The 18,995-nt window shown below is 63.6% G+C and carries 21 protein-coding genes; 9 read left to right on the top strand and 12 right to left on the bottom strand.

The window, feature by feature from the left end; translation table 11 throughout:
• The first annotated feature begins 10 nt into the window (after positions 1 to 10).
• Positions 11 to 838, top strand: coding sequence for a shikimate 5-dehydrogenase (locus ASG84_RS14965; RefSeq protein WP_057477879.1), 828 nt, complete (start codon positions 11 to 13; stop codon positions 836 to 838).
• A 1-nt stretch (position 839) separates the two neighbouring features.
• Here the strand turns inward: ASG84_RS14965 and nagB are convergent, their stop codons facing one another.
• From nagB to ASG84_RS14950, 3 genes are read right to left on the bottom strand one after another with little or no spacing between them, the layout of a single operon-like run.
• Positions 840 to 1,628: a glucosamine-6-phosphate deaminase gene (nagB, locus tag ASG84_RS14960; RefSeq protein ID WP_057477843.1), complete on the bottom strand. Its 789-nt coding sequence runs from the start codon at positions 1,626 to 1,628 to the stop codon at positions 840 to 842.
• Complete coding sequence (locus ASG84_RS14955) at positions 1,629 to 2,813, bottom strand: N-acetylglucosamine-6-phosphate deacetylase (protein WP_057477842.1); 1,185 nt, start codon at positions 2,811 to 2,813, stop codon at positions 1,629 to 1,631.
• Positions 2,810 to 4,057: a PTS transporter subunit EIIC gene (locus ASG84_RS14950; protein WP_057477878.1), complete on the bottom strand. Its 1,248-nt coding sequence runs from the start codon at positions 4,055 to 4,057 to the stop codon at positions 2,810 to 2,812. The genes ASG84_RS14955 and ASG84_RS14950 overlap by 4 nt, the downstream gene beginning before the upstream one ends.
• Before the next feature lie 179 nt (positions 4,058 to 4,236).
• Between ASG84_RS14950 and ASG84_RS14945 the strand changes: the two genes are divergently transcribed.
• Entirely contained in the window at positions 4,237 to 4,467 is a 231-nt protein-coding gene (locus ASG84_RS14945; protein ID WP_032378914.1) for a glucose PTS transporter subunit EIIB, read from the top strand.
• Positions 4,464 to 4,928, top strand: a complete 465-nt coding sequence (locus ASG84_RS14940; RefSeq protein WP_057477841.1) for a PTS sugar transporter subunit IIA — start codon at positions 4,464 to 4,466, stop codon at positions 4,926 to 4,928. Before ASG84_RS14945 ends, ASG84_RS14940 begins: the two co-directional genes overlap by 4 nt.
• A gap of 2 nt (positions 4,929 to 4,930) precedes the next feature.
• Here the strand turns inward: ASG84_RS14940 and ASG84_RS14935 are convergent, their stop codons facing one another.
• Entirely contained in the window at positions 4,931 to 5,674 is a 744-nt protein-coding gene (locus tag ASG84_RS14935; protein ID WP_442970955.1) for a GntR family transcriptional regulator, read from the bottom strand.
• A gap of 170 nt (positions 5,675 to 5,844) precedes the next feature.
• Between ASG84_RS14935 and ASG84_RS14930 the strand changes: the two genes are divergently transcribed.
• Positions 5,845 to 7,062, top strand: coding sequence for a benzoate/H(+) symporter BenE family transporter (locus ASG84_RS14930; RefSeq protein WP_057477840.1), 1,218 nt, complete (start codon positions 5,845 to 5,847; stop codon positions 7,060 to 7,062).
• Between the two features lie 10 nt (positions 7,063 to 7,072).
• Complete coding sequence (locus ASG84_RS14925; RefSeq protein WP_057477839.1) at positions 7,073 to 7,546, top strand: acyl-CoA thioesterase; 474 nt, start codon at positions 7,073 to 7,075, stop codon at positions 7,544 to 7,546.
• A 4-nt stretch (positions 7,547 to 7,550) separates the two neighbouring features.
• On the opposite strand, the gene ASG84_RS14920 is transcribed toward ASG84_RS14925, so the two are convergent.
• The gene (locus ASG84_RS14920; RefSeq protein WP_057477838.1) at positions 7,551 to 8,576 is read right to left on the bottom strand and encodes a phosphotransferase family protein; all 1,026 of its coding nucleotides are present in this window, start codon (positions 8,574 to 8,576) and stop codon (positions 7,551 to 7,553) included.
• A gap of 97 nt (positions 8,577 to 8,673) precedes the next feature.
• Positions 8,674 to 9,000 carry a hypothetical protein gene (locus ASG84_RS14915; RefSeq protein ID WP_057477837.1) on the bottom strand — a complete coding sequence of 109 codons (327 nt, stop codon included), beginning with the start codon at positions 8,998 to 9,000 and terminating at the stop codon, positions 8,674 to 8,676.
• Between the two features lie 756 nt (positions 9,001 to 9,756).
• Here ASG84_RS14915 and ASG84_RS14910 point away from each other — a divergent pair.
• Complete coding sequence (locus tag ASG84_RS14910) at positions 9,757 to 10,296, top strand: hypothetical protein (RefSeq protein ID WP_156399535.1); 540 nt, start codon at positions 9,757 to 9,759, stop codon at positions 10,294 to 10,296.
• Between the two features lie 52 nt (positions 10,297 to 10,348).
• Here the strand turns inward: ASG84_RS14910 and ASG84_RS14905 are convergent, their stop codons facing one another.
• Genes ASG84_RS14905 through ASG84_RS14895 form a run of 3 tightly spaced genes read right to left on the bottom strand, consistent with a single transcriptional unit; the run spans position 10,349 to position 13,211 of the window.
• A complete protein-coding gene (locus tag ASG84_RS14905; RefSeq protein WP_057477835.1) occupies positions 10,349 to 11,770 on the bottom strand; it encodes an NAD(P)(+) transhydrogenase (Re/Si-specific) subunit beta in 1,422 nt (473 codons plus the stop codon).
• Positions 11,770 to 12,093, bottom strand: a complete 324-nt coding sequence (locus ASG84_RS14900) for an NAD(P) transhydrogenase subunit alpha (RefSeq protein WP_057477834.1) — start codon at positions 12,091 to 12,093, stop codon at positions 11,770 to 11,772. The genes ASG84_RS14905 and ASG84_RS14900 overlap by 1 nt, the downstream gene beginning before the upstream one ends.
• Positions 12,093 to 13,211 (bottom strand): Re/Si-specific NAD(P)(+) transhydrogenase subunit alpha, encoded by a 1,119-nt coding sequence (locus tag ASG84_RS14895; RefSeq protein ID WP_057477833.1) that lies wholly within the window; start codon positions 13,209 to 13,211, stop codon positions 12,093 to 12,095. Before ASG84_RS14895 ends, ASG84_RS14900 begins: the two co-directional genes overlap by 1 nt.
• A 252-nt stretch (positions 13,212 to 13,463) precedes the next feature.
• On the opposite strand from ASG84_RS14895, the gene ASG84_RS14890 reads away from it, so the two are divergent.
• Complete coding sequence (locus tag ASG84_RS14890; protein WP_057477832.1) at positions 13,464 to 13,904, top strand: HIT family protein; 441 nt, start codon at positions 13,464 to 13,466, stop codon at positions 13,902 to 13,904.
• Positions 13,901 to 14,545, top strand: a complete 645-nt coding sequence (locus ASG84_RS14885) for a Type 1 glutamine amidotransferase-like domain-containing protein (protein WP_057477831.1) — start codon at positions 13,901 to 13,903, stop codon at positions 14,543 to 14,545. Before ASG84_RS14890 ends, ASG84_RS14885 begins: the two co-directional genes overlap by 4 nt.
• Before the next feature lie 7 nt (positions 14,546 to 14,552).
• On the opposite strand, the gene ASG84_RS14880 is transcribed toward ASG84_RS14885, so the two are convergent.
• On the bottom strand, positions 14,553 to 14,864 hold the full coding sequence (locus tag ASG84_RS14880) for a hypothetical protein (protein WP_057477830.1): 312 nt from the start codon (positions 14,862 to 14,864) through the stop codon (positions 14,553 to 14,555).
• A gap of 231 nt (positions 14,865 to 15,095) precedes the next feature.
• Between ASG84_RS14880 and ASG84_RS14875 the strand changes: the two genes are divergently transcribed.
• Positions 15,096 to 16,478: an FAD-binding oxidoreductase gene (locus ASG84_RS14875; RefSeq protein WP_057477829.1), complete on the top strand. Its 1,383-nt coding sequence runs from the start codon at positions 15,096 to 15,098 to the stop codon at positions 16,476 to 16,478.
• 71 nt (positions 16,479 to 16,549) lie between these two features.
• On the opposite strand, the gene ASG84_RS14870 is transcribed toward ASG84_RS14875, so the two are convergent.
• Together ASG84_RS14870 and ASG84_RS14865 are read right to left on the bottom strand one after the other, a co-directional pair.
• A complete protein-coding gene (locus ASG84_RS14870) occupies positions 16,550 to 17,854 on the bottom strand; it encodes an aspartate aminotransferase family protein (RefSeq protein ID WP_057477828.1) in 1,305 nt (434 codons plus the stop codon).
• Positions 17,855 to 18,991 carry an ABC transporter substrate-binding protein gene (locus ASG84_RS14865; RefSeq protein WP_200936599.1) on the bottom strand — a complete coding sequence of 379 codons (1,137 nt, stop codon included), beginning with the start codon at positions 18,989 to 18,991 and terminating at the stop codon, positions 17,855 to 17,857.
• Between the last annotated feature and the right edge of the window lie 4 nt (positions 18,992 to 18,995).

The raw sequence follows: 18,995 nt of genomic DNA, 5'->3' as shown, positions 1-18,995 counted from the left end.
GGTGATCCGAATGTCAACGGCACCGTCGCGCAGCTTTCTCAACCGTGAGACCCAGCTCTGCATGTCTCTGTCCGGCCGACCGAGCAACTTCGGAACACGCTTCCACAACTACCTGTACGACGAGTTGGGCCTGAACTTCGTCTACAAGGCATTCACCACCACCGATCTTGCGGCCGCCGTAGGAGGCGTACGCGCGCTGGGCATTCGAGGCTGCGCCGTCTCCATGCCGTTCAAGGAAGACGTCATCGAACTGGTCGACGTGATGCACGAGTCGGCGAGCGCCATCGAATCCGTCAACACCATCGTCAACGAGGGCGGCGTTCTGCACGCCTACAACACGGACTACCAGGCCGTAGCGAATCTGCTGGCTACGCACTCCGTCTCATCCGATTTCTCGGTGGCCGTCACCGGCAGCGGCGGCATGGCGAAGGCTGTTGTTGCAGCACTGCGAGATTCGGGTTTCACCCGCGGCACCGTCGTTGCCCGTAACGCGCGCACCGGTCCCGCCCTGGCCGAGAACTACGGCTACGAATGGTCTGCCGAGGCAGTGGCCGCGGATCTGTTGGTGAACGTCACCCCGCTAGGCATGGCCGGAGGTCCCGGAGCCGATTCCATGCCGTTCACCGACGAACAGATCGGTGCGGCGCAGGCTGTGTTCGACGTGGTCGCCATGCCATCGGAAACACCGCTGATCGTGGCGGCCCGAGCGGCCGGCAAGCCTGTCATCACCGGTGCCGAAGTCATTGCCCTGCAAGCGGCCGAGCAATTCGTCCTCTACACCGGCGTCCGGCCGTCGGACGAACAGATCACCCGCGCATCGGAGTTTGCCCGCAGCTGATTCACAAGTGTTGCCACCGAGGCTTGTTGGCGTAGGCGTATCGGTAGTAGTCGGCGAGAGCCAGCGACGACGCCGCAGCGTTGTCCAACAGCACGCTCACGTGCGGGTGCCACTGAATCACCGACGCCGGGCAGTGAGCCGACAACGGGCCCTCGACGGCAGCGGCCACCGCTTCTGCCTTCGACTCGCCGGTCGCAATCAAGACGAGGTGGCGCGCCTCGTCGATGGTGCCCAGGCCCTGCGTCAGTACGTGATGCGGCACAGCATTGGGCGAGTCGAAGAAGCGGGCATTGTCGGTACGGGTCTGTTCGGTAAGCGTCTTCACTCGGGTCCTGGATCGCAGCGACGATCCGGGCTCGTTGAAGCCGATGTGTCCGTCGGTGCCGATTCCCAGGATCTGAACATCGATGCCGCCCGCTTCCGCAATCGCCGCGTCGTAGCGCTGCGCCTCTGCCTCGATGTCGTGCGCTTCGCCGTCGGGTGAGAACACCGCGGCGTCGTCCAGATCGACGTGGTCGACGAAGTTCTCCCGAATGAACGAAAAGTACGACTGCTCGGCACTTCTCGCGAGACCGATGTACTCGTCGAGCAGAAACGCTCGACAGTGCGAGAGAGACAGCCCCTCGTCTCGGTGACGTCTCGCCAGTTCGCGATAGGTGCCCACCGGCGTGGATCCGGTAGCCAAGCCAAGTACGGGAGTGGATTTTTGTGTTGCCCGAACTGTTCGCTCGACGATGTCGGCGGCTGTTCGATCCACCGCGTCCACTCCGTCGAGGATCACGATCTCCATCTAGCTGTCCTCCTCTATCGCGATTCCGCCCCTGATGACCTGCACCGGCTCGAATGTCCCGTCGACCACCAGCACGTCGGCTCGCATTCCCGGCTGGAGACAACCGATGTCCGAACCCAGACCGATCGTCGTCGCCGGTGTCGACGACCCCGCCCGCACCGCCTCGACCAGCGGCACACCGGCGTCCTGCACGGCCCGGCGCACCAGGTCCAATACCGTCGCGGTTCCACCCGCGATCGGTGCTGTCTCCGGATCGGCGCCACGAGAGAGTCGTGCGACCGAGTGCTGGACGGTCACGTCCAAAGGCCCGAGTCGATAGCGGCCGTCGACCATACCGGCGGCGGCCATCGCGTCGGACACCAGCGCGATCTGCGTACCGCCGACGAGATCGAATACCGCGCGCACCGTCTCGTCGGCGAGATGTACTCCGTCTCCGATCAATTCGAGCACCATGCCTCCGCGCGCCGCGGCGGCCAGACATTCGCTCACAGGCCCGGGTGCTCGGTGGTGCCAGGTCGGCATTCCGTTGAACAGGTGCGTCGCCGTGATCGGGCCGCCCCCCAGCATCTCGATACCGCGGCGGGTGGTCAGAGCGTCGGCGTCCGTATGCCCGATGCTCGGCACGATGTCGTTCTCTCTCAGGATCTGCGCAACAGCGGCGAATCCGTCGACCTCCGGTGCGAGAGTCATCGACCGGACCGCTCCCCTGCCCGCGCCGATGATGTCCGCCAGAAGTCCGGTGTCACCGCTGCGAAGCGAGCCCGGATCCTGTGCGCCGCAGCGGGCGACCGACAGAAACGGACCCTCGACGTGCACCCCGGCGATATCACCGGATTCGTACAGATCGGCCAACAGCGACGTCTGCCCGATCAGCCGTTCGGATGGTGCCGACACCAGAGAGGCAAGCATCGTCGTGGTGCCGCGGGAGCGGTGATGCCGCACCGCCGTCATGAGATCGGCGGCTGCGGAATCGGGGAACGATGCCCCCGCACCGCCGTGACAGTGCACATCGACCAAACCCGGCAGGATTGTCGAATCAGACTGCGGTACTGCATCTCCCGTCCAGAGTTGTGCGGGCCCCACCCACGAGATCCGATCTCCCGCCAGTGCAAGCACGCCGTCCTCGATGACTTCCTCACCGGTGACGACACGCCCTCGTAGCGTCGTCGAGATCGAATCGGTCATGCCTGGGTCGGTTCGGCCACCACGTCGTCCTCGCGACCGGGGGTACGCAGGTTCCACTTCTTGATGACGAAGCTGAACAGCACGTAATAGATCGCCGCGTACACGAGACCGATGGGGATCAAAAGCCATGCCTTGGTGGCGATTCCGTAGTTGAGCAGGTAATCGATACCACCCGCGGAGAAGAAGAATCCGTCATGAATTCCGAGAGCATTGGTCAGCGCCATCGACGTTCCGGTCAGGACCGCGTGAATGATGTAGAGCGGCCAGGCGACGAACATGAACGAATACTCGAGCGGCTCGGTGATTCCGGTGACGAAAGCAGTCAGGCCGGTGGACAACATGATTCCACCGACGATCTTCTTCTGGGAAGGCTTGGCATTGCGGTAGATCGCGAATGCTGCCGCGGGAAGTGCGAACATCATGATCGGGAAGAATCCGGTCATGAACACTCCAGCGGACGGGTCGCCGGCGAAGAACCGGTTGAGGTCGCCGCGCACCAACTGACCGCTCGCATCCTGGTAGTCGCCGACGAGGAACCAGACCACGGAATTCAGAATGTGGTGCAGCCCGGTCGGAATGAGCATGCGGTTGGCGAATCCGTAGATACCGCTGCCCACCACGCTGTGATCGGCGACAGTGTTGCCGACCCAGTTGAGCGCACTGTAGAAGAGCGGGTAGATGAACGACATGATGACGGCGACAACGAGACCGGTGATCGCTGTCAGGATCGGCACCAGCCGGCGGCCGCTGAAGAAACCGAGATAATCGGGCAACTTCTGACGGTAGAACCGCTGCCAGAGGATTGCCGAGAGCAGACCGATGACGATGCCCGCGAGAACGCCGTAGTCGATCACCGCCGGGTCACCGTTGGCATCGACCTTGCCGTCGAGCACCACCGGTGACATCGCCGTGAAGACTCCGTTCATCACCATGTAGCCGACGACCGCAGCGAGCGCCGTCGAGCCGTCCGACTTCTTGGCCCAGCCGATGGCAATACCGACGGCAAAGATCAGGGGAAGCCAGGTGAACACAGCCTGACCGGCGGCCGAGATGACGGCGGCGGCGGTCTCGAGCGCACTGAATCTGCCCAGCAGGTCGTCTTGGCCGAGCCTGAGCAAGATTCCTGCAGCAGGTAGAACGGCAATGGGAAGCATGAGACTGCGACCGAACCGCTGCAGTCCGGCCAACGATCGGGAGTCCTTCTTCGACTCGGTATCGACCGAGTCCGTGTTCTTCGGGGTCATGGCGACCTTCTCTTCGAGGCTGATCCTTCGAGGGTGGATTTCGCTGTTGTGACCGAGTGCCATCAGGGGTACTGTCCGGTCATTACCAGTTGTAGTTTGACCAGGTGGCAAGCTCGTGTCAACCCAGACTTGTGATCCAACCGACAGGGTCGCAGCCGAGAAGAAAGTAGGAACGCACCATGTCCAAGGCGGACGCGATCGTGAAGGGCCTCGGCGGTGCCGACAACATCGTCGAGATCGAAGCGTGCATCACTCGGCTTCGCACGGAAGTGAAAGACGGCTCGTTGGTCGACGAGGCTGCACTCAAAGCGGCGGGCGCCCACGGGGTGTTCCACAAGGGCACAGCCGTTCAGGTCATCGTCGGCCCCGAAGCGGATACGCTCGCAGAAGACATCGAAGACATTCTGTGAACGACGCCAACCTTGTCCTCAGCCCCGTTGCCGGCCAGGTGATCTCGCTCGCCGACGTGCCCGATCCGGTGTTCTCCGCACAGATGGTGGGTTCCGGTGTTGCACTGCAACCGGCCGCGAGCGACGGTCCCGTCGAGGTTCGTTCTCCGGTCGCAGGCAAAATTCTCAAGCTTCATCCGCACGCGTTCGTGGTCTTCACCGACGACAAGGCGGGTGTACTGGTGCACATCGGAATAGACACCGTGAAGATGAAGGGTGCAGGCTTCGATCTCGTTGCAGCCGAGGGCGATTCGGTGCAGGCGGGCGATCTCGTCGTCACCTACGACCCTGCCGCCATCGCAGCAGCGGGTTACTCCGATGTCGTGCCCGTCGTCCTGATGGATTCGAGACCGGATTCGATCACGAGCGCGTACGTCGGCACCGATGTGTCCACGGGTGATCCGTTGTTCGAGCTGCCCTGATCTCACCGACGCGGCGTGGTGCGTCGCTGCCCTTCCACCTCCATCGACAGTTGGTATCGATCGCATCGATACCAACTCTCGGCGTGCTCGAGCGGCTCACCACCGCTGAAGGAGACGCGGTCGAAGTACAACACCGGTGCGCCGCGCTTGGTCCCCAGCAGGGTCGCCGTATCACTATCGGCTGCAGTCGCTTTGACGGTCTGCTCGGCCCGGTCGATCGTCAGGCCGTAGTGATTGCGCACAGCCTCGTAGATCGATTGACTCAGATCGTGATCGATCAGGTCCGGAAGCAGTCCGGCCCGGTACCAACCGTCGTCGACGCTCACCGGCTCGGCATCGGCAAGCCGCAGCCGCTTGATGTGGTAAGTCTGCTCCCCGGCGGCCAGCCCGAGGGCGCGAACGGTTGCCGCCGAGGGTTTTTCGAGCCGCGCAAAAAGCACCACGGTCGTCGGCGTCAATCCTTGTGCACGCATTTCCTCCGAGAACGACGCCAGATGCAGACGAGATTGCACGGTCCGGCTGGCCACGAACGTGCCCTTGCCGCGCACGCGCACCAGATGACCGTCGTTGACGAGTTGACCGATCGCTTCCCTGACGGTGATACGGCTGACGCCGTAGTCTTCCATCAGCTTGCGCTCGCTCGGCATCAGATCGCCCGGCTGGAGTTCCTTGGTGCAGCGGTGCAACAGAATTGCGCGCAATTGTTCGTGTTTCGGGACCTGACTGTCCCTCAGGTGTACAGGCATCACCACTGCGCCGGCCTTTCGGTCATTCGCCGAACCAGCGGTACGGACTGGTCCGGTCCAACCGAAGACTACGCGACGTCGGCACCACCTCGACGGTATTCCGCTACCCGAGGAGTATCGCGGACTCGTTCACTGGGAAAGATGCGACCGACCGTGCATGATCGACACTCGTGACCGCTGCCGATTCCGCCTACGGACCGACTCCACTCTCGACTCCCATCAGCGCCGGAATCGTCGCCGCGTTGGTAGGTTTCACGAGCTCGTTCGCCGTCGTGCTGACCGGGTTGCGCGCGGTCGGTGCCAGCCCGGCAGAGGCGGCGTCCGGATTGTCGGCGCTGTGCGTGACGCAGGCACTGGGCATGATGTGGCTGGCCCGCCGATACCGACAGCCCATCACCTTGGCATGGTCGACGCCCGGTGCGGCGCTGCTGGCCGGAACCGGCGTGGTGGCCGGAGGGTGGCCCGCCGCCGTGGGAGCGTTCGTCACGGTCGGCGTCCTGATCGTCTTGACCGGCCTCTGGCCCAGACTGGGCGCGCTGGTCTCGCGCATTCCGGTCCCTCTTGCCCAGGCAATGTTGGCGGGGGTTCTCCTACCCCTGTGCTCGGCTCCGGTGGCCGCCTTCGCCGACTCCCCCGCGCTGATAGCGCCGGTGGCAGTCGTGTGGCTCGTCGTTCTCCGTTTCAGCACCCGATGGGCAGTGCCGGCAGCGTTCGTTGCCGCGGCTGCGGTCATCGCCGCAGACTTGATCGGCAGCGACACCTCGATCGCGCCGTCCGATCTCGTTCCCGGAATCGACTGGACGGTTCCGCACTGGACATGGCAGGCCACGATAGGGATCGCCGTACCGCTGTACATCGTCACGATGGCGTCGCAGAACATTCCTGGCACCACCGTCATGGCATCGTTCGGTTTCCGAATCCCGTGGCGTGCATCGATGACGGTCACCGGAACCGGTACCGTCCTGGGCGCATTCGCCGGTGGTCACACGATCAACCTCGCCGCCATCAGTGCCGCGCTGTCGGCCAATCCCGGCGCACACCCGGACCCGAAGCGGCGATGGATCGCGGCGTTCTCCGCCGGTTGCTCGTATCTCGTGCTCGCACTGTTGGCCACGGCTCTGGCAACTCTGGTGGCCGCTGCACCTGCCGGAGTGGTGGAAACCGTTGCCGGACTGGCCTTGCTGGGAACGCTCGCCGCGTCGTTGTTCGGAGCACTCGAACACCCGTCGGACAGGGAAGCGACCGTTCTGACGTTCCTCGTCGCCGCGTCCGGCCTGACGTTCGCCGGAATCGGATCGGCGTTCTGGGCATTGGCCGTCGGGCTCGTGGTGCGGTCCGTTCTACGTCGGCAGTCCCCGGTGCCCACTACCCCCGAGGACACTGGCTAGTGTCTCGTTCATGACGGATCAGGCGAACGCCACGGCCGAGTTGGAGCATGCATCCGATTTCCCGGCTCTGTGGCCCGTGCCGACCCGGTGGGACGACAACGACCACTACGGCCACGTCAACAACGTCACCTACTACGCGTATTTCGATACTGCCGTCAACGGCTGGTTGATGGAGACGACGGGTGTGGACATCCGGCAACTCCCGGCGATCGGCGTGGTGGCGGAAACCTCGTGTCGTTACCTGTCCGAGTTGAGTTTCCCGGATCGCCTTCAGGTCGGCCTGGCCGTCGAGAAGTTGGGCACCCGCAGCATCGTGTACTCGCTCGCACTGTTCCGGGAAGCCGACGACGATGCGCTGGAACTGGCAGCCCGGGGTCGCTTCGTGCACGTCTACGTCGACGGCGTCACGCGCAGACCTGTCCCCATCCCTCCCGAGATCGAAAGCGCAGCACGCACTCTGGTGATCGGAACCTCGGCGAGCTGACGGTCTACAGGCCGATGTCGTCGGCGGTGTTCACCGCACGGGTGACGATGTCGTCGATGAGCGTCGTGGTGGGACCGCCCGCGATCGCTCTGTTTCTCGAGTCCGCTTCCATGCGGCGCATGACGCCTTCCGCGATGATCGCGAGCTTCCACAACGCCAAAACCTGCCAGAATCCGACGTCGGAGACATCGCGCCCCGTGTGCTGAGCGTATGAGTCGACGAGCTCGGACCTGGTGGGGAATCCGGGCAATGTCGACGCCATGAACGGGCCCGCGACCCCGTCGTCGGCTTGTGGCCAGTAGGCCAGCAGTCCGCCGAGATCTGCCAGCGGATCCCCGAGTGTGCACAGCTCCCAGTCGACGACCGCAGCTACTCGGCCGTCGTCGCGGGCGGTGATGACGTTGCTGAGGTGAAAATCTCCGTGTACCAGGGCCACTTCGTGCTGCTCTGGAATGCCGGCTGCGAGTCTGGCTGCGAGAGAATCGATCCCGGGTACGTCCCTGGTGCGCGAGGACTCCCATTGCTTGGTCCATCGGGCGAGCTGACGAGCGGCGTAGGGCTTGTGGCTTGCCAGGTCGTTGAGGCCGGACGACTCGAGATCGACGCGGTGAATGTCGGCGAGCGCTACGGTCAGACCGAGCCCGACTCGGCGACGGTGGTCGATGTCGAGTTGCTCGGCCGCCGCAACCGAATCGACCACAACACCGTCCACGAAACTCATGAGCACCAGAGGAACATCGGAGATCGACGAATCCTCGGTCATTGCAATCATTTTCGGAACCGGCACCGCTGTGTTCTGCAACGCCGACAGAATTCGGTGTTCACGCACCACATCGTGCGCGGAGGCCAGCAGGTGTCCGAGCGGGGGTCGGCGAAGAACCCACGAGGATCCTGCTGCGTCCCGGACCTCGAACGTGAGATTGGACTGCCCGTTTCCGATTCGACGGTAGGTCAGCGGGGACGTCGCGCCGATTCCCAATCCTTCGATCCAGGTCGACACCGCATCTTCGTCCAGTCCCACCGCGCCCATTCAGTGCCCTCATTTCGCTGCGCGACGAAGAATCGTCGACTGCTGTCATCCAATCGGATGATCGTAGCGAAGCGCAGGCCCCTTCGAGGGCAGGGAGTCAGCTGGCGCGTTCGAAGGCCGAGATCAGCGCCGGGGTAGCGATCGCGGCCGCAGGCACCGACGCACCGTGACGCTTGACGGCAATCTCGTCCACCTCACCGACGAGCAACGCAACCAGCGCATCCGGCTCGGCATTCCAGACCGAAGAAATGTTGTGCACCTCGGCCGGGGCGAAGAGTCCGCTGGTGGCCAACGCATGGATCCACTCGGTCACGGCTTCGGCGGTAGGCTCGGGCATGACGGACCGATCGAGAGAGTCCGCTTGGAACTCGTTGCAAAAGAACGCGCGGACCATATCGAGCTGTCCCTGAGACATTGCGGTCATGTTCTTCTCCTTCGAGTTTCCGGCGTCCGATTCATGGCGAAGTTCGCCTTCGACTTGCTCCGGATACCGTGTTCAGATCGTTACCGATTTGCGTGTAACAACGAAACACGGTTTTCCGATGCGGCTGAAACTACGCCCTTTTGGTCGGTCTCGCTCTAGGTGAGCCGGACTATGTGACTATCGTCACATACTTGGACCCATCCAATCAACGTCTTGCAACGAAGTCATAGTTTGCTTTACGAATTGCTGTGATCGCGGACAACGAACACGACAAAGCCCAGGTAGACGGCCTGATACCACACCCTCTGCCGACGGCATCCATCCAGAAGCAGCCACACGACCAGCGAAATGGTGGCAATCGGTATCGAACCTCAGGGTTGCTCGTGCCCCGTAAAACATTCTTGCCACCCGCATTGAGGCACTTTTACCTACCTGCGTCGCTACCCGGAGCGTTCCGGCTGGCCTCGGAACCAGAGAGGGAGCCCGAACGTGTCACTGTGACCGAAACGTTACCGAAACCATTCAGCGGGCTCTCGAGTTCCTCACACGCTTCGTTCAGGCTGATCGGGCACTGTGGCCGTCATGTCATCGTCGAGCCTCGAGAGCGGACCGATCCGCAGATCCCATCGAACCGGGAGCACCGCAGCACGGGGTGGTACTTCGGCACATCGGCGTCGTCGAGCCATTGTCACGCGTGCGACAGTGTCGGGCCTGTCCGCAAGCGCGCTTCTGGCACTGCTGATCTCTGCACCGCACATGGCATCACCAGCGTCTGCGGACGCCACTCCCGTCGCAGCACTGGCCAGCGCGGCGCTCGGTGCCATCGACGTGACGACGGTGTTGATCGCCGTTGCCGTCCTCGCCGCGGTAGCGGTGCTACGAAAACTGCCGTACGGGATCGGGGTGGTGATCGCCTGCACCATCGGGTCGGTGGTGACCGGCGAACTCGCTCGTGAATTCGCCGGGTCGTCCGTAGCGCCTACCGGGCTTCCTCACGGGCAGCTCGTCGCCACGACGGCATTGCTCGGTGCCGCATCCATGGTGGCGTCCTCGGCGTGGCGACCCGTGGTCCTCGGTCTGGGCACCACCGCGACGCTTGCGGTGGCAGCGGCAGCCCTGATCACCGGTTCCGCATCGATCGTCGGGATCGCAAGCGCATTGCTGGTCGTCTTCATGTGGTGGCCCGCATGCTCGATCGTCATGCTCTACTCCCCCGATGCCGCTGCCCGCGAAGCGCGCAACCCGTTGGATACGGCGGCCATGGCCGTCCAACGCAAAATGGGACGCTTCCGCTGACATCGAGAATCGATGCCGGAAGCGTCCCACCCGCTGGGAGCGAAGGTCGTGACTAGAGAGCCTTGAGCTCCTCGGTCACTTCCGAGACCGACTTCTTCGCGTCACCGAACAACATCGACGTGCCCTCGGCGAAGAACAGAGGGTTCTCGATGCCCGCGAACCCCGACGACATCGATCGCTTGAGGACAATGACGGACTTCGACTGATCGACGTTCAGAATCGGCATCCCGTGAATAGGGCTCGACGGGTCGTTGCGCGCCGCAGGGTTGGTCACGTCGTTCGCGCCGATGACCAACGTGACGTCGGTACGCGAGAACTCGTCGTTGATGTCGTCCATCTCCTTCATCGCGTCGTACGCGACGTCGGCCTCGGCGAGTAACACGTTCATGTGCCCCGGCATACGACCGGCGACGGGGTGAATGGCGTACTTGACCTCGACGCCCTTCGACTCGAGCAACTTGGCCATGTCCTTGACCGCATGCTGCGCCTGCGCAACAGCCAACCCGTATCCGGGCACGACGATGACCTGGTTGGCGTAGGCCATCTGGATCGCCGCGTCGGCGGCGGACGTTGCTTTGACCGTTCCGCCGCTGGCACCGGCCGGCCCGGCAGCTGCATCGCCGCCGCCGAATCCACCGGCGACGATCGCCGGGATGGAACGGTTCATCGCCTTGGCCATGAGGTTGGTCAGGATCGTGCCGGACGCACCGACGATCATTCCCGCGACGATCATCGCCGTGTTGTTCAGCGCCAGACCGGCGGCCGCTGCCGACAAGCCCGTCAGAGCGTTGAGCAGCGAGATGACCACCGGCATGTCCGCGCCGCCGATCGGCAGCACCACCGTCAGACCGAGGATGCCCGCCAGCACCAGAACTGCGACGATCCACCACTGCGATACTCCGCCGCCCGGGATCGCGTTGATGCCGATGACCACCGCAGCGGCGACGGCACCGATGAGCAGCAGGGCATTGAGCGGTTGCTGCAACTTGCCGATGGTGATCGGCGAGCCGGGCAGAGTCTCCTGCAGCTTGAGGAAAGCGATCAGCGAGCCCCAGAACGAGATCGAACCGATGATCGCCGCGAACAGTGAACCGATGACGATGTGCACCGTCGGCGATTCACCGTGGTTGAAGTTCGAGAACCCGGATGTGTCGAGGAATTCGGCCCACGCGATCAACGCGACCGTGCCGCCGCCGACGCCGTTGAACAGCGCCACCAGCTGCGGCATAGCGGTCATCTTCACCTTGCGTGCCGGCGGGATTCCGAGCGCGACGCCGACGACGAGTCCGACGATGATCAGGATCCAGTTCTCTGTGTCACGAATGGAGATCAGCGTCGCCACGACGGCGACGAACATGCCGACAGCAGCGATCTGGTTGCCACGCACGGCTGTCTTCGGTCCGGTCAGACCCATCAACCCGTAGATGAACATGCCGAAGGCGACGATGTAGAGAATGTTGACGAGATTGTCCATCAGGAGTCAGCCCCCTTCTCGATCTTGGCGGGGACGGGCTTGGACTTGAACATGCCGAGCATGCGGTCGGTGACCACGAAGCCACCGATGACGTTGACCGTTCCGAATACCAGCGCGACGAACAGAATGACCTGCAGGCCGATCGAGGGATCCTCGACCTTTCCGAGTACGACGAGCGCACCGAGCACGACGATGCCGTGGATGGCGTTGGTTCCCGACATCAGTGGGGTGTGCAAGGTGTTGGGCACCTTGGAGATCACCGCGAAGCCGACGAACCCGGACAGCACCAGGATCGCAATGTTCGCGAGCAGCGGGGTGTACATCAGTTCTCCTTCTCACGTGTCACGCAGGCACCGGCAAGGACCTCGTCCGAAAAATCGGGGGCGAGCGTGCCGTCGACCAACATGAGTTCGAGCAATGCCGAGATGTTCTTCGAGTACAGCTCGCTGGCGTGCTCGGGCATCGAGGCCGGGAGGTTCAACGGGGAGCAGATGGTGACGTCGTGCTTGACGACGGTCTGGCCGGGCTCTGTGAGCTCACAGTTTCCACCCGTCTCGCCGGCAAGGTCGACCACGACACTGCCGGGCTTCATCCCTTCGACAGCCGCGGCGGTGACCAGCCGGGGCGCGGGGCGCCCGGGCACCAGTGCGGTGGTGATGACCACGTCGAAGCCCTTGATGGCTTCTTCGAGCGCCTTCTGTTGCTGAGCACGCTCGTCGTCGGTCAGCTCACGTGCGTATCCACCCTCACCGGCTGCGTCGATCCCCAGATCGAGCCACTGTGCGCCGACGGATCGAACCTGGTCGGCAACCTCGGGACGCACGTCGTATCCGGTCGGTCGACCGCCGAGACGCTTGGCGGTGGCCAACGCTTGCAGACCCGCCACCCCGACTCCGAGAACCAGCACGGTCGCGGGCTTGACGGTGCCCGCGGCGGTGGTCAACATCGGGAAGAATCTGGTCGATTCCGAGGCGGCCAGCAGCACGGACTTGTAGCCGGCCACGTTGGCCTGCGAGGACAGTGCGTCCATCACCTGGGCGCGCGAGATACGCGGAATAGCTTCGACGGCAAAGGCCTGCACTCCTGCAGCCTTCAATGCGCCGATGCTGTTCTCTGCGTTACGCGGTGCCAGGAATCCGATGAGCGTCGAACCCGACGTCAGCTTGGCGATCTCGGCATCCGACGGCGGCGCGACCTTGACCACGACGTCCGCCGACCATGGATCACCGATAGTCGCGCCGGCGGCGACGTAGAGCTCGTCCGGAATCAGAGCGCCGAGACCGGCACCCGATTCGACGACGATCTCGACGCCCTTGCCCGTCAGGGACGCAACGATCTTGGGCACCAGAGCGACACGACGCTCGCCCTCCCCCGATTCCCGAACCACACCGACGACTGTCGTGGATCCCGAACCCTTCTCCGTGCTCTGCGATGTATCCAAATCTCCGTCTTCCTGCGTTGAATGGTGCCCACGTGTCGGCCAACGGCCCCGAACTTGCGACGAGTGGACGAACCCATGCGACAAGGCACAAGGTCCCTGATAGTAGCCAGAGGAAACAGACCGCGGGTACCCGAAACACTGTCCGATTCGTTCTGAATCGAGTCCGTTCGACATTCCCCGGCGACGGGACGCGCATTTGTGTTGCACGCCACACAGGCCTATCGCTGATGATCGGACCCTACAGTGACACCCGTGGAATCTTGCATCTTCTGTGCGATCGTTGCCGGCGACGCCCCCGCCCATCGAGTGTTCGAGAACGACCACACCGTCGCCTTTCTCGACATTCGACCGATCAGTCGCGGACACCTCCTCGTCGTTCCGCGCGAGCACACCAACGATCTGAACTCGAGCCATCCGGACGCGGCCGCCGAGGTGTTTCGCGTCGGACACACCCTGGCGCGCGCGGTGCGCGACTCGGACCTATGCGCCGACGGAGCCAACCTCGTCATCAACGACGGCAAGGCTGCCTTTCAGACGGTATTTCACCTGCATCTGCACGTCGTACCGCGATGGCACCGAGATCGGCTGCGGTTCGCTGCCGGTTTTGTGGCTCGTCGCCTGCGTGAGCCCGATCGTGTCGCGGACGCCGTTCGCGTCGGGCTGACTCGGCTCAGAGAAGAACCGACGGCGTGAAACTCTTCCTGTCGTCGTACCGATTCGGCGGTCACTCCGACGCCTTCGTCCAACTCACCGGGCCGCCCTCCGATCTCGCCGTCATCGCGAACGCGTCGGACGCGTGGCCCGCCGCGGCGCGCGATTCCTCGCTCCGCAGCGAGTTCGGTCCGTTGCGCGCTCTCGGATATCGACCGGCGGAGGTGGATCTACGCGACTACGTCGGTAAGCCGGCAGCGTTCGAGCGAGTCCTCGACGGATTCGGTGCTGTATGGGTTCGCGGCGGCAACACGTTCGTCCTGCGCGCCCAGCTCACCCGCTCCGGTGCCGACGAAATTCTGAGCGAGCGTGTGCGAGGAAACTCCATCGCCTACGGCGGTTACAGCGCGGGTGCGTGTGTGGCGGCTCCGTCGTTGGTCGGAGTCGAGGATGCAGACGATCCCGCCGAGGTCCGACCCACTACCGGTATCGAGACGGTATGGGACGGACTGAATCTGGTGGACTTCTCGATCGTGCCCCACCTGAATTCCGTTCTGGACGAGAATGATTCGGGATGGGCTACCCTGCAGCGCCTCCGCCGTGACGGCGTTCGCTGTCACGGCTTGACCGACGAACAGGCCATCGTCGTCGATGATTCGGGCCCTCGAATTCTGGGTGGTTGAACGGCTATCAACCCAGGCGGGCGAGTGGAGCGAGCCGGTCGAGCGACGACCACGCCAGTGAGCATCGTCGAGCGGTCATCTCGTCCGCGTCCAGGACGAGCATGTCGAACAACTGGCGCGGTGCCGCTCGCCACGAGTCCGCGATGTGCGACACGGTGGCCTTCTCGAACATCCCGGAGTGCGCCAAGGCCTGCACCCACTCGTCGATGTCACCTCGATGGATCCGCTCGATGGTGTCGTATTCGACACCACCACCGAGGAATTCGTACGAGAACATCGCCGCCACGTAGTTCCAGGAGTCACTTCCGGGATCGATCATGGTGCAGCCTCCTTGTCGACTCGCGTCACATGGGGCGCGAGATTCGCTGTGGTGGACGCTAGCGTGGCGAACTACAAGATTGCGTGTCGACGACGCATCGATCTGGTAACGCCTGAGGCTGGTGTTACTTATGTGACTCGGCAGGCGCGACGGCGTCCCTCGTCCGCGCCCCACTCTCGGTCGTGGCAGACTCGAGTGGCGACGGTCACATTTCGACGTGAGGAGAACCGGATGTCGGTGACGACGGATGCAGATGCCCGCCTGACCGAACTCGAATCCCTACTTCCTGCCGGTGCCATGGTCACCGACCCGGACATCACCGAGGGATACCGACGCGATTGGGCCAAGGATCCCGACGCCGGCACCCCGCTGGCCGTGGTTCGTGCACAGTCCACCGAGGACGTTCGTGCCGTCATGCGCTGGGCCACCGAACACAACGTGGCGGTCGTTCCCCGCGGCGCCGGGTCGGGATTGTCCGGCGGTGCCACTGCCGTCGACGGCGGAATCGTGCTCACCACGGAACTGATGCGCGAGATCACCGTCGATCCGGTGACCCGTATCGCCGTCGTACAACCCGGACTGCTCAACGTCGAGGTCAAGAAGGCGGTCGCCGAGCACGGACTGTGGTACCCGCCGGATCCCTCGTCGTTCGAGATGTGTTCCATCGGCGGCAATGCGGCCACCAACGCCGGCGGGCTGTGCTGCGTGAAGTACGGCGTCACCACCGACTACGTTCTCGGGCTCGAGGTCGTCCTCGCCGACGGGACTGCCGTCCGACTCGGCGGTCCACGTCTGAAAGATGTTGCCGGACTGTCTCTTGCGAAGCTCTTCGTCGGATCCGAGGGCACGCTGGGCATCATCACCGAGATCACTCTTCGATTGATCCCTGCGCAACCTCCGGCCAGCACCGTCGTCGCCTCGTTCGCCTCCGTGCACGATGCGACGACTGCGATTCTGGCCATCACCCGTACCTTGCGACCGTCGATGCTCGAGTTCATGGACCGCGCGTCCATCGGTGCCGTCGAAGATGCCATGAACATGGGACTCGACCGCGAGGCAGCAGCGATGCTCATTGCTCGGTCCGACTCCCCCGGTGCCGACCGTGGGCGCGAGATCGAGATCATGGCGGCCGCGTGCACCGAGGCCGGTGCCTCGGATGTCTTCACCACCGACGACCCCGACGAGGGCGAAGCATTTGCTGCCGCACGGCGATTCGCCATTCCCGCGGTCGAACGACTCGGCAGCCTGCTGCTCGAGGACGTCGGAGTACCACTGCCCGCGCTCCCCGCACTGGTCGACGGAATAGCCGAGCTGTCCGTGAAGTACGACGTGCTGGTGGCCGTCATCGCTCATGCCGGCGACGGCAACACCCATCCGCTGATCGTGTTCGACCCCGAGGACGCCGACATGACCCGCCGAGCCAATGTCGCCTTCGGAGCGATCATGGATCTCGCAATTTCGCTGGGCGGCACCATCACCGGAGAACACGGCGTCGGTCGTCTCAAGAAGGCCTGGCTGCCCGATCAGGTCGGAGAAGACGTCATGGAACTGACCCGCCGCATCAAGACCGCTCTCGATCCGGCGGGCATCCTCAACCCCGGTGCAGTGCTCTGACCACGAGCGGCTGACGCCGCACGTGCGCGCAACTTCGTAGCAGGGGTCGAAGTTCCGTGCACGACCCCGAGTCAGACGGTGAACCCGTCCGCCACCGTCAGCACCTCGTCGAGGATTTCCAGTCCCTGACGAATCTCGTCCTCGGATGTCGTCAGCGGCGGTGCGATCTGGAGTCGATTTCCGGCAACGAAGGGCCACAGTCCGCGTGACTTCGCCGCGGCGGTCACGGTGCCCATCGCCGCCGCATCCTTGCCCGACGCGGCAAAAGGCACCAGCGGCTCTCGGGTCGTGCCGTCCTTGACCAGTTCGACGGCCCAGAAGAATCCCTTGCCGCGCACCTCGCCCACGCTGGGGTGAGATTCGGCCAGCTTGGACAGGCCCGCTCCGAGTACGTCCTCGCCGACGTGACGCACGTGCGGAAGTATCTTGTCGCGCTCGAACACTTCGATGGACGCGACGCCCGCGGCGCACCCGAGTACGTGACCGGAGTAGGTCAATCCGCCCGGATAGGCTTTGTGGTCGAACTGCGAGGCGATCTTCTCCGAGATCACGACTCCGCCGAGGGGTACGTATCCGGAGTTGACGCCCTTGGCGAACGTGATCAGATCCGGTGTCACATCCCAGGCCTGGCATGCGAACCATTCGCCGATTCGCCCGAATCCGACCATCACTTCGTCGGCGATGTAGACGATCCCGTACTTGTCGCACAGCGCCCGAACGCCGGCCAGATATCCGGGCGGCGGGATCAGCACTCCGTTGGTGCCGATGACCGATTCGAGAATGAGTCCGGCGATGTTCTGCGCACCTTCGAGCACGATGACCTGTTCGAGATGTGCCAGTGCTGCGGCCGTCTCGTCCTCGGGAGTCGTTGTGCCCCAGGGTGACCGGTAAGGGTACGGCCCGAAGAAGCGTACGACGTCGACGTTGGTCGGCTCGGTGCCCCATCGCCTCGGTTCGCCGGTGAGACCGATCGCAACTCCGGTTCCGCCGTGGTACGAGCGGTACGCGGCCAGCATCTTCGTGCGTCCGGTGTGCTGACGCGCCAGCCGCACCGCATGCTCGACGGCTTCGGCACCACCCGTCGTGAAGAACACTCGGTTCAGATCACCCGGGGCCCGCTCGGCGATCAACGCGGCCAGTTCACTGCGCTTGTTGTTGGCGACCGTCGGGGAAATCGTGGTCAACACCTGCGCCTGCTCGACGATGGCGGCCACTACGTCGGGGTGTTGATGGCCGAGATTGACGTTGACCAATTGGGAAGAGAAGTCCAGGTATCGGTTGCCCTTGTCGTCCCAGAACCACGACCCCTCGGCACCCTCGACGGTAATCGGGTTCAGTTCGGCCTGCGCCGACCAGGAGTAGAACACGTGATCCATCTACTTGCCGCCTTCCTCCAGTGTGACCTCCATCGGAGCGTACGACTCTCCGGTGACGTCCACACCGTCGGCCTTCAACAAATCCAGAGCCTTACCGACATACTCGTTGGTGTAGGCCTCGGCATCGGGATCAGCGGTGAGCACCGTCGAGCCCTCGGCGTTCTTCGTGGTCTTCGCGATGTCCACGGTTTGCTGCCAGGCGGCCTCGTCGATCATCCCGATGCCCTCACCCGACGGCCAGATCAATTTGTTGACTTCGTTGACCTGCCAGAGCTGATGGCTCGCGCCGAGTGTGGAGCCGGCAGCGACGGTGATGTCGCGGCACTTCTCGACGTTGTCTCGGCAGAAGATCCAACCCTTCAACGATGCCGCCAAGAATTTGACGGTCTGATCCTGGTATGCCTCGTCGGAGAGCTTGTCCGTATTGGCCCAGATCGCGTCCTGCAACATGGCGACACCGTCGTCGTTCCAGTTCAGCGAGTTGAAGTCGTCCGCGGTGTACAAGGCACCGGTCGCGGGGTTCACCGTCTCGAGCAGCTGTGCGTACTCGTTGTAGGACATGGCCTGTGCGGCAGCGATATCGCCGGACAGCAGGCCGTTCATATCGAACTGCTGCTGCACCAATGTCACGTCGGACGGACTCACTCCGGCTTGGGTCATACCTGCGAACAACTCGAATTCGTTGCCGTAGCCCCAGTTTCCGACGGTCTTGCCGCGAAGGTCCGCGGGTGAGGCGATGTTCTGATCCTTGAACGAGACCTGCAATGTTCCGGATTTCTGGTAGATCTGAGCGACGTCGGTGATGCCCGCCCCGGCCTCGCGGGAGGCGAGCGCTTTCGGCACCCACGCGACGGCATAATCGGCTTGTCCCTGCGCCAGCACGGTCTGCGGAACGATATCAGTTCCGCCGTCCAATATTTCGACGTCCAGTCCCTGCTCGGTATAGAAGCCCTGGTCGACGGCCGCCAGATAGCCCGCGAACTGGCCCTGTTTGAACCACTGCAATTGCAACTTGATCGGGGTGTTCCCGTCGGCACCGGTCTCGGTTTCGGTCGTGGTGGTGCTGCAGGCCGAGGCGACTACCGCCAGTGCCATGACGACGGCCAGCAGGCGTCGGGGGGTTCGAGTGATCTTCACGTTC

It is taken from the genome of Rhodococcus sp. Leaf278 (assembly GCF_001426085.1).
In the GTDB taxonomy this organism is placed as follows: Bacteria; Actinomycetota; Actinomycetes; order Mycobacteriales; family Mycobacteriaceae; genus Rhodococcoides.
The sequence above is the reverse complement of the archived record's forward strand: the minus strand, read 5'-3'. Positions and strand labels throughout refer to the sequence as shown.